At 62.9% G+C, this 15,401-nt stretch carries 14 protein-coding genes; 7 read left to right on the top strand and 7 right to left on the bottom strand.

Translation table 11 applies throughout. From position 1 onward, the window contains the following. Positions 1 to 229: 229 nt before the first annotated feature. Together ettA and M2396_RS20905 are read right to left on the bottom strand one after the other, a co-directional pair. On the bottom strand, positions 230 to 1,897 hold the full coding sequence (gene ettA / locus M2396_RS20910) for an energy-dependent translational throttle protein EttA (RefSeq protein WP_103435998.1): 1,668 nt from the start codon (positions 1,895 to 1,897) through the stop codon (positions 230 to 232). A 188-nt stretch (positions 1,898 to 2,085) separates the two neighbouring features. Further along, positions 2,086 to 2,517 carry a hypothetical protein gene (locus tag M2396_RS20905; RefSeq protein ID WP_150570014.1) on the bottom strand — a complete coding sequence of 144 codons (432 nt, stop codon included), beginning with the start codon at positions 2,515 to 2,517 and terminating at the stop codon, positions 2,086 to 2,088. A gap of 249 nt (positions 2,518 to 2,766) precedes the next feature. Between M2396_RS20905 and M2396_RS20900 the strand changes: the two genes are divergently transcribed. Then, positions 2,767 to 6,597, top strand: a complete 3,831-nt coding sequence (locus M2396_RS20900) for an EAL domain-containing protein (RefSeq protein WP_310504245.1) — start codon at positions 2,767 to 2,769, stop codon at positions 6,595 to 6,597. Positions 6,598 to 6,733: 136 nt separating this feature from the next. Next, on the top strand, positions 6,734 to 7,987 hold the full coding sequence (gene glyA / locus M2396_RS20895; RefSeq protein WP_101316367.1) for a serine hydroxymethyltransferase: 1,254 nt from the start codon (positions 6,734 to 6,736) through the stop codon (positions 7,985 to 7,987). Between the two features lie 109 nt (positions 7,988 to 8,096). On the opposite strand, the gene M2396_RS20890 is transcribed toward glyA, so the two are convergent. The 3 genes from M2396_RS20890 to M2396_RS20880 all read right to left on the bottom strand — a co-directional run bounded on the left by M2396_RS20890 (position 8,097) and on the right by M2396_RS20880 (position 10,260). After that, complete coding sequence (locus M2396_RS20890; RefSeq protein WP_101316365.1) at positions 8,097 to 9,002, bottom strand: alpha/beta fold hydrolase; 906 nt, start codon at positions 9,000 to 9,002, stop codon at positions 8,097 to 8,099. Between the two features lie 195 nt (positions 9,003 to 9,197). Next, positions 9,198 to 9,884 carry an LrgB family protein gene (locus M2396_RS20885; protein WP_101316363.1) on the bottom strand — a complete coding sequence of 229 codons (687 nt, stop codon included), beginning with the start codon at positions 9,882 to 9,884 and terminating at the stop codon, positions 9,198 to 9,200. After that, positions 9,874 to 10,260: a CidA/LrgA family protein gene (locus tag M2396_RS20880; protein WP_101316361.1), complete on the bottom strand. Its 387-nt coding sequence runs from the start codon at positions 10,258 to 10,260 to the stop codon at positions 9,874 to 9,876. Before M2396_RS20880 ends, M2396_RS20885 begins: the two co-directional genes overlap by 11 nt. Before the next feature lie 97 nt (positions 10,261 to 10,357). On the opposite strand from M2396_RS20880, the gene M2396_RS20875 reads away from it, so the two are divergent. After that, positions 10,358 to 11,236 (top strand): LysR family transcriptional regulator, encoded by an 879-nt coding sequence (locus M2396_RS20875; protein ID WP_259077688.1) that lies wholly within the window; start codon positions 10,358 to 10,360, stop codon positions 11,234 to 11,236. On the opposite strand, the gene M2396_RS20870 is transcribed toward M2396_RS20875, so the two are convergent. Next, the gene (locus M2396_RS20870) at positions 11,233 to 11,688 is read right to left on the bottom strand and encodes a flavodoxin (RefSeq protein WP_259077686.1); all 456 of its coding nucleotides are present in this window, start codon (positions 11,686 to 11,688) and stop codon (positions 11,233 to 11,235) included. The genes M2396_RS20875 and M2396_RS20870 overlap by 4 nt on opposite strands. A gap of 107 nt (positions 11,689 to 11,795) precedes the next feature. Here M2396_RS20870 and M2396_RS20865 point away from each other — a divergent pair, with 107 nt between their 5' ends. Beyond that, positions 11,796 to 12,233, top strand: coding sequence for a PAS domain-containing protein (locus M2396_RS20865; RefSeq protein WP_101316355.1), 438 nt, complete (start codon positions 11,796 to 11,798; stop codon positions 12,231 to 12,233). A 65-nt stretch (positions 12,234 to 12,298) separates the two neighbouring features. Further along, on the top strand, positions 12,299 to 12,907 hold the full coding sequence (locus M2396_RS20860) for a hypothetical protein (protein ID WP_101322937.1): 609 nt from the start codon (positions 12,299 to 12,301) through the stop codon (positions 12,905 to 12,907). Positions 12,908 to 12,910: 3 nt separating this feature from the next. Here the strand turns inward: M2396_RS20860 and M2396_RS20855 are convergent, their stop codons facing one another. Further along, entirely contained in the window at positions 12,911 to 13,837 is a 927-nt protein-coding gene (locus M2396_RS20855; protein WP_259077681.1) for a MerR family transcriptional regulator, read from the bottom strand. Positions 13,838 to 14,052: 215 nt separating this feature from the next. Between M2396_RS20855 and M2396_RS20850 the strand changes: the two genes are divergently transcribed. Continuing rightward, entirely contained in the window at positions 14,053 to 14,625 is a 573-nt protein-coding gene (locus M2396_RS20850; protein ID WP_259077678.1) for an antibiotic biosynthesis monooxygenase, read from the top strand. Positions 14,626 to 14,700: 75 nt separating this feature from the next. Then, positions 14,701 to 15,393, top strand: coding sequence for a dihydromonapterin reductase (gene folM, locus M2396_RS20845; protein ID WP_101316349.1), 693 nt, complete (start codon positions 14,701 to 14,703; stop codon positions 15,391 to 15,393). Positions 15,394 to 15,401 lie beyond the last annotated feature (8 nt).

Here is a 15,401-nt window from a genome sequence, read left to right as displayed (position 1 = left end):
AGACATCTCACCAAGAGAGGGTTGGACTTATATTTTTTCCCGACTCTATCAAGAACCGCTCGCACTGCAACAGGGCGAAATGTCGTTTTTTTGAAATAAATTGGTGCGTTTTATATAAATGTATACAAAGTACCACGCGGAATGCTTGTGAAAGCAGCCTGACCGTAGCTTAAGCAGGCACAAAAAAGGGGCCCCGCAGGGCCCCAATCTTGTGCAGCGGATGAAGCTGTTACTGCGCCAGCTTCTTGTGGCGAACACGGTGCGGCTGGGCCGCTGCATCGCCGAGGCGTTTCTTGCGATCAGCTTCGTACTCGGTGTAGTTACCTTCGAAGAACAGCACGTTGGAGTCGTCCTCGTAGGCGAGGATGTGCGTGGCGACACGGTCCAGGAACCACCGATCGTGAGAGATCACAATGGCTGCGCCTGGGAAGTCGAGCAGCGCTTCCTCCAGCGAACGCAGGGTTTCGACGTCGAGGTCGTTGGACGGTTCGTCGAGCAGCAGGACGTTGCCGCCTTCTTTCAAGGTCAGCGCCAGGTGCAGACGGCCACGCTCACCACCGGACAGGTCCTTGACGAACTTCTGCTGATCCCCGCCCTTGAAGTTGAAGCGGCCAACATAGGTACGCGCCGGGATCTCATAGTTGCCGATGCGGATCTGGTCGGAGCCGTCGGAAATCTGCTGGAATACCGACTTGCTGCCGTCGAGGTCCTCGCGGCTCTGGTCAACACAGGCCAGCTGCACGGTTTCGCCGATCTCGATGGTGCCCGAGTCCGGTTGCTCTTTGCCCATCAGCATGCGGAACAGGGTCGACTTACCGGCACCGTTACCGCCGATCACGCCAACGATGGCGCCTTTAGGCATGGCGAATGAGAGGTTCTCGATCAGCACGCGATCGCCATAGCTCTTGCTGACGTTCTTGAACTCGATGACCTTGTCGCCCAGACGTGGACCGGCCGGGATATAGATCTCGTTGGTCTCGCTGCGCTTCTGGAATTCCTGCGACTGCATTTCTTCGAAGCGTGCCAGACGGGCCTTGGACTTGGACTGGCGGGCCTTGGCGCCTTTGCGCACCCACTCCAGTTCTTCCTTCATGGCTTTTTCGTGAGCGCTCTGCTGCTTGGACTCTTGCGCCAGACGGTCCGACTTGGCTTCCAGCCAGCCCGAATAGTTGCCTTCGTACGGGATACCGGCGCCGCGGTCGAGCTCGAGGATCCAGCCGGCAACGTTGTCGAGGAAGTACCGGTCGTGGGTAATCGCGACCACGGTGCCCGGGAAGTCGTGCAGGAAGCGCTCGAGCCAGGCCACCGAATCAGCATCCAGGTGGTTGGTTGGTTCGTCGAGCAGGAGCATGTCGGGGGCCGACAGGAGCAGGCGGCACAGAGCGACGCGGCGTTTTTCACCACCGGAGAGGTGCTCGACCTTGGCATCCCATGCCGGCAGACGCAGGGCATCGGCAGCGACTTCGAGCTGACGCTCGAGGTTGTGGCCGTCGGCGGCCTGCAGGATCGACTCGAGCTTGGCCTGTTCGGCAGCCAGCTTGTCGAAGTCGGCATCCGGTTCGGCGTAGGCAGCGTAGACCTCGTCCAGGCGCGCCTGGGCGTCCTTGATCACGCTGACCGCTTCCTCGACCACTTCACGCACGGTCTTGGTTGGGTCCAGCTGCGGCTCCTGAGGCAGGTAGCCGACGTTCAGTTCAGGCATCGGACGGGCTTCACCGTCGAACTCTTTGTCGACGCCAGCCATGATCTTCAGCAAAGTCGATTTGCCCGAACCGTTGAGGCCGAGCACGCCGATCTTGGCGCCGGGGAAGAACGACAGCGAAATGTTCTTCAGGATTTCGCGCTTCGGCGGCACGACCTTGCTCAGCCGATGCATGGTGTAGACGTATTGAGCCAAAACCAAGCCCTCTATAGATAGGTGAAGACATCCGAACTACCCGGCTGATGCCAGGGGGATGTGCTTACAGGGTGTCAGTGAACAAAGGCGACCATTCTACGCCAACTGCGGGCGTTGGCCAGATGTCAGGGCTTGAGGTGCAGGGGCCGCTGTGCGGCCCCAATCACACAGCTGTCAAGCCAGCAGCCTCAACCACGCCGCTGCTTGGCCTGCTTGCCTCGCGGCGGGCGATTGCCGGCCTGCTTGACCAACTGCGCCGCCCAGGCGGCCTTGGCATTGAAGCTGGCCGCAGGTGCTGGCTGGCTCGACACTGGCTGCTTGAGCACAGACGCCAGCGCAGGGTTGACCTGCGGCGTGGCTACCGAAGGAGCCGCTGCAGGCAACACCACTGAGGCGACCGCAAAACCAGGCTCACTGGCAGCCTTGGCAGCCTTCGCCGACTTGCGCAGCTCAGCCAGCGACGGGCTCTTGCGCACCACTGCCGCGTTGGCATCAGGTTTGACCAGCGAGCGCTGGCAGGATTTACACGAAACGGCATCGGCCACACCGGTGCTGACCAGGGTCTGGCTGCTGCGCCCGCAGGCGGAATCGAGGCCGTTGAGGGAATAGTGGGTAACCAAAACCGTACATCTCCAGAAGCGTAAACAGTCAAGCGGCGGGCATTCTCGCACAGCCAGCAAGAGGTTGCCGAACCGGACCCGATCAACGCATCGGCGACAGGCTGAATGCGGAGCTGGCACTTCGCCACAATTGCAGGCATGCTAGCCGCCTTCATGTGTCCACAACTATAAGTGCGCGCCACTCCAGGCTCAGGCACGACCCATGCATGTTGCGCCCCTGCCGTCGCCGCCCAATTGCAGGACCATCGCTTGACCAATCTCAACCAACCGCCCGTTTTGCGCCCTGCTCCCACTTCGAGCAGTGTATCCCTGCGCGGCTCGCTCAAGGGCGCGCTGGCCATGCTTGCGCTGGTTTTGCTGGGCTTGCTGCTGTGGCAGCTGTTCGCGCAGTTCCGCCATACCCAGGCTGAAATGCGCGAACACACGGTTGTCGCCAGCGCCAAATTGGCCGACAACCTCAACCTGAATCTGGCGCTCAAGGCTCAGCAAGCGCTGAACCTAGTCCAGCCCTACGTCAAAGCGCCGACGCCTGAAGCATTGCCGTCGCTGCTGCAAACCCTACAGACGCGCCTGCCTAGCCTGCGCCATGTGGCCTGGTTGAACCAGAATGGCCAGGTCGTGGCCGACAGCCTGGTCGGCAGCCCTGACCGCCAGTTGATTGACGAGTTGCTGCAATTGAATCGCGGCCGCAGCCATTTCTTTGCCAATGCTGCGGACAACGGCACTATCTATCTGCTGCTGCGGCAAACGCCGGAACAAGGCGTCGGGTATTGGCTGCTGCGTCTGAGCCCTGACTATTACCCGGCGCTGACCGAGCATCTGGACGGCCCTGACCACCCGCTCTGGCTGCTGGAAAGCAGCCGCGACGGTGCGGTGCTGGAGCGCCATGAGCCCGCCGCTTCCAGCGGTGAACCGCTACAAAGCGTGATGCTCGCCTTCCTCGATAACAGTACCTGGCAACTGCGCGGCCTGTATGACGAAGGCTTGACTCGCCAGCAACTGCTGCTACCAATGCTGGGCAAGTGCCTGTTGGTGGTGATCTGTGCGTTGCTGCCGTTGCTGGCACTGATCAACATGCGCCGGCGCCAGCGCGCGCTGCAGGAAGACCGCCGCCGCTATCACGAGATTTTCGAAGGCACCGGGGTTGCCCTGTGCGTTCTCGACCTGTCGAGCCTGCCCGGTCAGCTCGACCGCTATCACCTGCGCAACCTGGCTGCACTGAGGCAGAGCCTGGCGCTGGAACCAAACCTGCGCCGCTCGTTGCTGCAGGAGCTGAAAATCACCGAGATCAACCAGGTGGCGCGCCAGTTGCTCAGTGTCGAATGCCACGAAGGCGCCTGGCAGCGCCTGATCGAGGCGTCCGGGCATGGCCGCGAGAGCGTCGGCATGCAGTTGATCGACGCCCTGATCGAACAGCGCGGCGTGCTTGAACTGGAAGTCTGCCTGCCGGCGCCACTGGGAGGCGACCTGCACCTGTGGCTGATGGTGCGCCTGCCACAGCAACGCCGCGATTATCAGGCGGTGATCCTCAGCATCAGCGATATCACCAGCCGCAAGCAGGTCGAGTTGTCGCTGCTGGAGCGCGAAAGCTTCTGGTCGGACGTGGTCCGTACCGTGCCCGATCAGCTCTACGTGCAGGACGTGGCCAGCCAGCGGATGATCTTCAGCAACCGGCATCTGGGCCAGACCCTGGGCTACGACCGCGCCGAGCTGGCGCAGATGGGCGAGCGCTTCTGGGAGCTGTTGCTGCACCCCGAAGACGCCGCGCACTATCGCAGCCAGCTGCAGTTGCAACGCGACAGCGGCCACCGCGATGCGCTGCACTGCCAGTTGCGCTTCCGCCACCATGACGGCGGCTGGCGTTGCTATGACATCCGCGAGCAGGTGCTGACCCGCGACAACGATGGCCAAGTCACGCGCATCGTCGGCGTCGGCAAGGACGTCACCGTACAGATCGAGGCCAGCGCGTCGCTGCGTGACAGCGAGCAACGCTACCGCATGCTCGCCGAGAGCATCAGCGACGTGATCTTCTCCACCGACAGCCGCTTGCTGCTCAATTACGTCAGCCCGTCGGTGCGCGCGGTGCTCGGCTATGAGGCAGAGTGGATATTCGCCAATGGCTGGCAGTCGGTGGTCGCCAACCCGGCCCAGTTGAGCGGTGTCTACAGTTTGATGGAGCAGGTCAGCAAAGCGATCGATGACCGCGCGCAACTGGCCCTGCTGCGCACCGAGCTGCCGACCCAGCTGTTCCTGTTCGACTGCCTGCGCGCCGATGGCCGCAAGATCCCGATTGAGCTGCGCCTGGTGCTGGTGTGGGATGAGCACGAGCGCTTCGAGGGCATCCTTGGGGTCGGCCGCGACATCAGCCAGCAACGCCGTGCAGAAAAAGACCTGCGCATGGCGGCAACGGTATTCGAGCACTCGACCTCGGCGATTCTGATCACCGACCCGGCCGGCTACATCGTTCAGGCCAACGACGCCTTCAGCCGGGTCAGTGGTTATGCGGTCAGCGAAGTGCTCGACCAACTGCCACGCCTGCTCACCGTCGAGGACCAGCAGGAATCGCACCTGCGTTACGTGCTCAAGCAACTCAACCAGCGCGGCAGCTGGGAGGGCGAAGTCTGGCTCAAACGCCGTGACGGCGAGCATTACCCGGCCTGGGTCGGCATCACCGCGGTGCTCGACGACGAGGGCGACCTGGCCAGCTACGTGTGTTTCTTCACCGATATCAGTGAGCGCAAGGCCAGCGAACAGCGCATTCACCGCCTGGCCTATTACGACGCCCTGACCCACCTGCCCAACCGCACCCTGTTCCAGGACCGCCTGTACACGGCGCTGCAGCAGGCCGAGCGGCACAAGTCGTGGGTGGTGCTGATGTTCCTCGACCTGGACCGCTTCAAGCCGATCAACGACTCGCTCGGCCACGCCGCCGGCGACCGCATGCTCAAGGACATGGCCCAGCGCCTGCTCGAGTGCGTCGATGACGACGACACCGTTGCGCGCATGGGCGGCGACGAATTCACCCTGCTGCTGCAGCCGCGCGCCAGCCGCGAACAGGCCCTGAACCGCGCCATTCATGTTGCCGAGAGCATTCTTGGCAGCCTGGTGCGGCCGTTCGTACTGGAGAACCGCGAGTTCTTCGTCACCGCCAGTATCGGCATCGCCCTGAGCCCGCAGGATGGCAGCGAACTCAGCCAGCTGATGAAAAACGCCGACACCGCCATGTACCACGCCAAGGAGCGCGGCAAGAACAACTTCCAGTTCTACCAGACCGAGATGAACGCCAGTGCCCTCGAGCGCCTGGAACTTGAAAGCGATTTGCGCCATGCCCTCGAACAGAACGAATTCATCCTCTATTACCAGCCGCAATTCAGTGGCGACGGCAAACGCCTGACCGGCGCCGAAGCGCTGCTGCGCTGGCGCCACCCACGTCGCGGGCTGGTGCCGCCGGGCGATTTCATCCCGGTGCTGGAAGAGGTCGGGCTGGTGGTGGATGTCGGTGACTGGGTGTTGCGCGAGTCGTGCCGCCAGCTCAAGGCCTGGCATCAGGCCAAGGTGCGCGTACCGAAAGTGTCGGTGAACATCTCGGCGCGGCAGTTCTCCGACGGCCAGTTGGGCACGCGCATCGCGACCATTCTTGAAGAAACCGGGCTACCGCCGGCGTGCCTGGAGCTGGAGCTGACCGAAAGCATCCTGATGCGCGAAGTGCACGAGGCCATGCAGATTCTCGACAGCCTGAAAAACCTTGGCCTGAGCATCGCCGTGGATGACTTCGGCACTGGCTACTCATCGCTCAACTACCTGAAGCAGTTCCCCATCGATGTGCTCAAGATCGACCGCACCTTCGTCGACGGCCTGCCCTCCGGCGAGCAAGATGCGCAGATCGCCCGGGCGATCATCGCCATGGCCCACAGCCTCAACCTGGCGGTGATCGCCGAGGGTGTCGAAACCCACGAGCAGCTGGAGTTTCTGCGCGAGCACGACTGCGACGAAGTGCAGGGCTACCTGTTCGGCCGGCCAATGCCGCCGCAGCAGTTCGAAGCGCAGTTCAGCAACGAGACGCTGTTCATGTTCCAGTGAGCCGAGCGGCATGTCCGCCCGGTCATTTTACGACGTGAATGGCATTGGTCTGCGACATGACGCCAGTTCATATGCCACGCCTCGGCCAATCGGTTAGAATGCACACCCAATTCAGCCCCGATCCTTGAGGACCGCCATGTTCAGCCGTGATTTGACCATTGCCAAGTACGACGCCGATCTCTTTGCCGCCATGGAGCAAGAAGCTCAGCGTCAGGAAGAGCATATCGAGCTGATCGCTTCGGAAAACTACACCAGCCCCGCGGTGATGGAAGCCCAAGGTTCGGTACTGACCAACAAGTACGCCGAAGGCTACCCAGGCAAGCGCTACTACGGCGGCTGTGAATACGTCGACGTGGTCGAGCAACTGGCTATCGATCGCGCCAAAGAGCTGTTCGGCGCCGATTACGCCAACGTCCAGCCGCATGCCGGCTCTCAGGCCAACGCTGCGGTCTACCTGGCCCTGCTGTCGGCCGGTGACACCATCCTGGGCATGAGCCTGGCCCACGGCGGTCACCTGACCCACGGCGCCAGCGTCAGCTCGTCGGGCAAGCTGTACAACGCCGTGCAGTACGGCATCGACGGCAATGGCCTGATCGATTACGACGAAGTCGAGCGCCTGGCTGTTGAACACAAGCCGAAAATGATCGTAGCCGGCTTCTCGGCCTACTCGCAGGTTCTCGACTTCCCGCGCTTCCGCGCCATCGCCGACAAGGTCGGTGCCTACCTGTTCGTCGACATGGCCCACGTTGCTGGCCTGGTTGCCGCTGGCGTGTACCCGAACCCGGTGCCGTTCGCAGACGTGGTCACCACCACCACCCACAAGACCTTGCGCGGTCCACGTGGCGGCCTGATCCTGGCCCGTGCCAACGCCGACATCGAGAAGAAACTCAACTCGGCAGTGTTCCCAGGCGCCCAGGGCGGCCCGCTCGAGCACGTCATCGCCGCCAAGGCGATCTGCTTCAAGGAAGCGCTGCAGCCTGAGTTCAAGGCTTACCAGCAGCAAGTGGTGAAAAACGCCCAGGCCATGGCCGAGGTGTTCATCGAGCGCGGCTTCGACGTGGTGTCCGGCGGTACTCAAAACCACCTGTTCCTGCTCTCGCTGATCAAGCAGGATATCTCCGGTAAAGATGCTGACGCTGCCCTGGGCAACGCTTTCATCACCGTTAACAAGAACTCGGTACCGAACGACCCACGTTCGCCGTTCGTCACCTCGGGCCTGCGCTTCGGCACCCCGGCCGTGACCACCCGCGGCTTCAAGGAAACCGAATGCCGCGAGCTGGCTGGCTGGATCTGCGACATCCTCGCCGACCTGAACAACCAGGCCGTGATCGACGCGGTACGTGAGAAGGTCAAGGCCATCTGCAAAAAGCTGCCGGTTTACGGCAACTGATCCACGCGTGATCCAGCCTGTCGCTTTTTGTCGTTGAAAACCAGGCTGCATGAAAAACCGATGTCAGTTCGCTGACATCGGTTTTTTGTTTTTCAGCCCGGCGGCTCCATCAACACCAGGCCACTTTCTGCGGCACAAAGCTCAACGGCTGCTCGCGAAAGCTCAGGTAATGGCGCAACACCTGCACCGGCGCTTCGATGTGCGGGTAATGACCAATGCCCTGCAACTGCACCGTATCGGCATCCACGACGAGCTGGCGAAAGGCGTCGACCATGTGGGCACCGCACAGTGGATCAACCGAGCCGTTGATCAGGCGCAAACGCACGCCATCAGCCTGCAGCGCGCCCACCCAACGCTCACGCTGCTGGCGCCGTTCATGCACGTAGTTGATCAGCCGGTGCAGGATATGCGTGCCACGGTTGGCGGTGATCAGGCTCCAGCTGTCGTCCAGAGCGCTTTCGCTGGGGTGGGTGCAGGGCCCGTAGATCTGGGTGACGGTACGCACCAGGTCATCCCGGCCGAACGAGCGGCCGATCAGCCAGCCAAGCGGGCTGAGCAACAGCTTATGCACCAGCAGCAGCGGGCAATGCTCTGGGAACAGCGCGCTGTTGAGGAAGGCACAGCTGGCGATGTTGCTGCGCTGCTCATAGTGCCGTGCAAGCAACTCTTGAGCGACGCTGCCGCCATAGTCGTGGGCGAGCAGGTGCACTGGCTCGTCGATGCCCAAGTGAGCGAGCAAGGCCTGCTGCAGATCGGCCTGCTCGATCAGACTGTAGCGATGGCCGAGCGGCTTGGCCGAGTCGCCAAAGCCGAGCATGTCGCAGGCCACTACGCGAAAGCGCTGGGTCAACGGGCCCCATAAATAGTGCCAGTCCCAGCTGGCCGTGGGGAAACCGTGGAGAAGCAGCAGAGGCTCGCCTTGCCCTGCCGTCCAGTAGCGGATGCTCTGGCCCTGGAATGAGAAATCCTGACCCCGGGTACGCCAGACGCACAATGGAATTTCGGCCAAAGGCATCAGAGTTGTCCTGGAGTAGTAGCTTGGATCAAAGCTGCGTGGGTCGAATACGGCAAGGCTGCGGTCATTGCATGTCACCTTGGCACTTACATGTGCTCTTTATGTTGCGTCCTGCACAGCATAGTCAGCGCCTCGGTCGGCGGAACTCGCCTTGGCAGCCAGCTTGATGACCGTACAGGTCAGTGGCACGAACGGTCACAGCAACGCCGCCAGCAATGGCGCGGCAAACAAGTTGAGCAAGCCGGTCAGGACCATGACCAGGCCGGCCACCGAGCCTTCTTCGCGGCCCACTTCCTGCGCCCGGCTGACGCCAGCGCCATGTGCGCCGACGCCAAACAGCGCGCCACGGGCCAGTGGCGTGCGCAATGGCAGCCAGCGCAGCAAGGTGCCGCCGAACAGTGCCCCGAGCACCCCGGTGAACATCACGAACACCGCAGTAAGCTCCGGCACGCCGCCCAGATCGTGGGCCAGCGGCATGGCAAACGGGGTGGTGATCGAGCGCGGCAGCAGCGACAGGCTGACTGCATCGTCCAGCGCCATCAGGTGTGCGAGGCCCCAGGAGCTGCCGATCGACACGCAGCTGCCGGCCAGCATGCCCAGCAGCAACGCCGGCCAATGCCGCGCGAGCAACCCCCGTTGCTGCCAGATCGGCACGGCAAAGGCCACCGTCACCGGGCCAAGCACGGCCATCAGCCAATGGGTATTGCGCGCGTACTCGGCATAGGCGGTGTGCAGTGGCACGGCCACCGCCAGCAGCAACGCCGGCACCAGGATCAGCGGCGACAGCAGATAACGCCCGCTGCGCCGGTACAGCCAGCGGCTGCCTAGATAAGCGGCCAGTGTCAGCGCCAGCCAGAACAGCGGCATCGGTTCAAGGCTCATGGCGCAGGCTCCAGCGGCACACCAGCTCGACCGTCACGGCAGTGACCACCATTACCAGCAGCGTGCTCACCGCGATCACCAGGAGGATGCGCCAGCCTTCATCGCGCAGCAGGCTGCCGTAATCGAGCAGGCTCATCAGCGCCGGAATGAAGAACAACAGCATTTCGGCCATCAGCCAGCCCGCACCGGCCTGGAGCATGGCCGGTTTCAGCAGGCCGCTGGCGAACAGGATCAAGAGCAGGGCCAGGCCGAAAACACCACCCGGAATGGGCCAGCCAGACCAGGCCGCAAGCTGGCTGCCGAACAGGAACAAGGCAAACAGCACCGCCAGCTCGCAGATCAGCCGAGTGAGTTTTTTTAGCAATACAGCGTTCATCAATGGGTTCCTCGACGGGTGCCCATTGTAAATTTGCCGTGCCTAGGCCAGAAGCGAATTGTTAGACTGCCTGCCATTCCAAAAAGGAATTCAGGCGATGGAATTCAAGCAGCTACGCAGCTTTGTCGAAGTGGTTCATCGCGGTGGTTTTACCCAGGCCGCGCAGACGCTGAATATCAGCCAGTCAGCGGTGAGCAAGCAGGTGGCTCAGCTGGAGGATGACATCGGCCAGCAACTGCTCGAACGGCAGGGCTCGCAGATGCACCTGACCGCCGCCGGGCGCATCGTCCTCGAGCGCGGCGAAGCGCTGCTGCGCCAGCGCCATGAGCTGTTGAGCGAGCTGGATGATCTGAGCCAGATGCACCGTGGCGAATTGCGCCTGGGCCTGCCACTGCTGGGCAGTGATGCGCTGTTTGCCGGGCTGTTCGCCGAGTACCGGCGGCGCCATCCGAACATCGTCATTCACCTGCTCGAGGGCGGCAGCCGCACCATTGAGCAGGCGGTACGCAGCGGTGAGCTGGAATTGGGCGGCAGCCTGACGCCAAACGACGACGCCTTCGCCTTTCAGCCCTTCTGCAACGAGCCGCTGGATGCCCTGCTGCCCGCCGGACACGCCCTGGCAGGCTTGACCGAGGTTGACCTGGGCCAACTGGCCGAGACGCCGTTCTTGCTCTACCAGCGCAGCTTCGTCCTCAACGACCGCCTGCTCAGCGCCTGCCAGCAGTTGGGTTTCACCCCCAAGGAAGGCGGGCGCAGCGGTCAGGCGGACTTTCTCGCGGCACTGGTGGCAGCAGGCCAAGGCGTGGTGCTGCTGCCGCGGGTAGTCGCCCGCGCGCTGGAGCGCCCTGGGGTGGTCCGTCTGCCCTTACTGGCACCCGAGGCGCTGCGCTGGGACATTGCCTTTATCTGGCGCCGCGGCGCGTATCTGTCACGCGCAGCGCAAGCCTGGCTGGGGTTGCTGCGCGAGCAAGCTTAGGCCTTCAGTGCGGCGGCCAGCTCGGCCAACCACGGCTCGGCGTCAGCCTCCGGGGTGACCGTTTCGCTGGCATCCAGACGCAACATCGGCAGCACTTCGTGCACACCCAGTTCGGTAAACAGCTCGCGCATCTGCTCGCCGCCGCCGCAGTAGGTGTCGCCGTAGCTGGAGTCGCCCAGGCCGATCACTGCGCCGGGCAGGCCGCGCCATGCCGCTGGCAGGCTGTCGCGAATAGCGCAGAACAGCGGCATAAGGTTATCCGGCAGCTCACCCATGCCGGTGGTCGAGGTCACAGCCAGCAGGGCTTGCGAGGCAAAGCCTTCGATGTCGGCCAGGCTGGCCCGCGCCGCGTACCAGGCTTCAAGGCCAGCGGCTTTGAGCAACGCCTCGGCATGACGGGCAACTTCTTCGGCGGTGCCATACACTGAACCGGAAATAATGACGACTTTCATCTGCGGGAGGATTCCGAAACTGAGTAAAAACGTAGGATACTAGCATCCTGCAATGGCAAAAGGCCGCTTGAGGCGTAAGTCGCCGCTATCCAATCTCTGGTCCGCACATGATCAACGCTCAACTGCTGCAATCGATGGTCGATGCCTCCAATGACGGCATCGTGGTCTGTGAACAGGAAGGTGACGACACCATCCTGATCTACGTGAACGCCGCCTTCGAGCGCCTGACCGGTTTCAGCCGCGACGAAATCCTCTATCAGGACTGCCGCTTTCTGCAGGGCAATGACCGCGACCAACTGGCCCGCGTACGCATCCGCAAGGCCATGCTTGACGGCAAACCGTGCCGCGAAGTTTTGCTCAACTACCGCAAGGACGGCAGCGCGTTCTGGAATGAGCTGTCTATCACGCCGGTGTACAACGAAGCCGACCAGCGCCGCTATTTCATTGGTATCCAGAAGGACGTCAGCCGCCAGGTCGAACTGCAGCGCAGCCTGGAACAATGCCAGGCGCAGTTCGCCGATCTGAAATCCGAGCTGCTCAAATGAACCAACCGCCGCCGCCGCTGTCCATCCTGTCACTGTTGAAAAAATCGCCACATTCGGATGCGACCATGCAAGCAGATACCCTGCTCACCCAGGCCGAGATGAGCTTCATCCAAGACTTGCAGCATTCGCCGCAACTGAACTTGGCTGACCCTATGTCCGGCCTGCTGGTCAACGGCGATCGCCAGCTGCAGACCTTGCTGACGCGCCTTGCGGCCAGTGATCAGGTTACCCTGCAGGCGCATTTCAACAACCAGCAGATCAGCTTCCCGCTGCAACTGGTCGAAGACGAATTCCACGCCCTGCACCTGCAGCTTGGCTCCCCGGAAATCTACGAGGAAGACGGCCCGCAACTGCGGCCATGGCGCTTGTCACTCGAAGAGCCCTCGGCGCTGCTCGAAAGCAAAGGCAAACGCAGCAACCTGTGGGTCCGGGACATCTCGTTCAAGGGTGTATTGCTTGAAGTGCGCGGCCTGAAACAGGCGCCCAAGCGCTTCGACCTGAGCTTCGCCCCTGACGGCATCGCGCCGATCGGCCTGCACGGCGTGCTGCGCCGGCGTATCGGTGCAAACCTGGCCGCGTACGACCTCAGCCGCAGCCCGGCAGAAGAGATCGAGCGCTTGCGCGAATACATCCTCCAGGCCCACCGTAGCGCCCATCCCGAACTGCACGCTTAAGCTTCAGGTATCGAGCTGACCGGCCAGATACTGGCGCAAGCGTCGGCGCATCAGGCTGACCTCGGCTCCCAGGCAGACCACCGCACTGCCGGCCAGCGTGTCCTGAGCAAACTCCGCCGCCTCCCCCGCCAGCAGTAACGGGCAACCCAACCCTAAACGTGCCAGGCGCTTACCCAACTCGGCAGTTGGCCGCTGATTGGAGAACAGCACCACCGCATCCGGCTCCAGCTGCCGACAGATCAGCGCCAGCTCCTGCAGCGGCTGACTGGCCGGCAGCAGTACCACGCCGACTTCTTCGCTGCCGAGCAGCAGCCCGGCCACCAGCAACTCCAGCTCCTGCAGCGCGGTTGACAGCGGCGCCAGCACGACGCGCTGGCGCCGCGGTGCCCGCGCCAGCTGCAGGCGCATCAGCACCCGCCCGCGCAAGAACTGGTCGAGAAAACCCCACTCGCTGGCCTGGCCAAAACCGCGCGGCGCCCCGCGCAGGGTGTGCCAAACCGGCATGAATACGTCGTTGAACACCCGCTCCTGGGTAGTACTGGCAAATACCTGATCGAACAAACGGTCGAGCCTAGCGCCGTCAAAGCACTGCACTGCCTCGCGTACCTGGGTACGCCACCTGGCCAGGTCATCGGCATTGCTTGCAGCACTGCTGTCCTGCGCCAGCGCCTGGCCACGGGCGAGAATGCTGCCGACCTTGCTCACCGCCACGCCGCGCTCAAGCCAGCCGAGGATGCTGCGTACCGCGTCGACGTCGGCCTGCGAGTACAAGCGGTGGCCGCTGTCGGTGCGAGTTGGCTGGATCAGGCCGTAGCGACGCTCCCAGGCACGCAGCGTCACCGGGTTGACCCCGGTCAGGCGCGAAACCTCGCGGATTGGAAACAGCTCTTGGTGATCCAGACCGGCTATAGGGAGTGCCTGCTCGTTCATGCGTGGTGAAAACCCGGATTCGATTAAACAAAGCACATTCTACGCCGGGACGGGCAAACAAATAACCAACCGTTCGCCCGCTGACACTGACGAGTCACAGTTTATCCGCGATAATCCGCGCCTGATTCTTGCATGCATGCCTGCGTCGCCCACCACCCCGGGCGCGCAAGCCTAAGGGCCGGCTACCCGCCAGTCCTGTCGCCAGGAGATACACAATGTCTACCCCACCCGTTACCCTGATGGTGTCGCGCCGCGCCGCCCATGGCCGCTACCAGGACCTGCTGACCTGGCTGCATGAAGGCGAGCAGCTGGCCACTGACTTCACCGGTTACCTCGGCTCGGGCATCCTCGCCCCGCCCGGAGATGGCGACGAATTCCAGATCATCTTCCGTTTCACCAGCGAGCAGACCATGCATGCCTGGGAGCATTCGGCCTCGCGCCGCGCCTGGCTGCAACGCGGCGACGGCCTGTTCGAACGCCCCAGGGAGCAGCGCGTCAGCGGCATCGACGACTGGTTCGGCGCCAATACAGTGCAAAAGCCGCCGCGCTGGAAGCAGGCCGTGGCAATCTGGCTGGCGTTCTTCCCGGTCTCGCTGCTGTTCAACCTGGTCTTCGGCCACTGGCTCAGCGCACTCGACCTGCTGCCGCGGGTGCTGCTCAGCACCTTGGGCCTGACGCCAGTCATGGTCTATCTATTCATCCCGCTGTCGACGCGGCTGCTGGCCAGCTGGCTACACCCGGCGCCAGCCGCCAGCGCAGAGCCCACGCGCGGGCTGCGCAGCCGCTGAGGCGCCCCCCAGAGGGAAGCAGTTCGGGTATGCTGGGGCATCACTGCCTGCACAGACAAGTAGACCGCCCTGAACATGAACAGCCCCATTCTGATCACCGGAGCCAGCCAACGCGTAGGGCTGGCTCTGGCACTTGAACTGGCACAGGCCGGCCATACGGTGGTCGCTGCCAGTCGCCATGTCCATGCGCAATCTGCGCACCCGAACATCGTCCAGTTTCGCGCCGATCTGTGCCAGCAGGCCGACCGCGACGCCCTGATCGATCACCTGGGCAGCCACTACGACGGCCTGCGCGCGATCATCCACAACGCCTCGGTGTGGCTGGATGACGACCTGGTCAATCTTGAGCTGATGTTCCGCCTGCACGTCGAGGCGCCGTATCACCTCAACCTGGCCCTTGGCGACATGCTGCGCAAGGTCGACAAGGCCGACATCATCCACATCTGCGACGAAACCTCCTCGCGCGGCAGCAAGAGCCATATCGGCTACGCCGCGACCAAGGCCGCACTGCAGAACATGGTGCTGTCGTTTGCCGAAAAGTACGCGCCGACGGTGCGCGTCAACGGTATCCTGCCGGGGTTGTTGATCCTCAAGGAAGGCGGCGACGAAGCCTACCGCCAGCAGACCCTGAAAAAGGCCCTGCTGGAATTCGAACCCGGCGCCGGGCCGCTGATCGAGGCGGTCAAGTACCTGCTCGACAGCCACTACAGCACCGGCAGCCAGGTGGTCATCAACGGTGGCCGCCACCTGAAGAACCGCATGATCTGAGAGAAGCC

This window comes from Pseudomonas sp. BIGb0278 (assembly GCF_024809895.1).
Lineage (GTDB): Bacteria > Pseudomonadota > Gammaproteobacteria > Pseudomonadales > Pseudomonadaceae > Aquipseudomonas > Aquipseudomonas shirazensis.
Note: the sequence above shows the minus strand (reverse complement) of the source record. Positions and strands in the feature narration are given on the sequence as shown.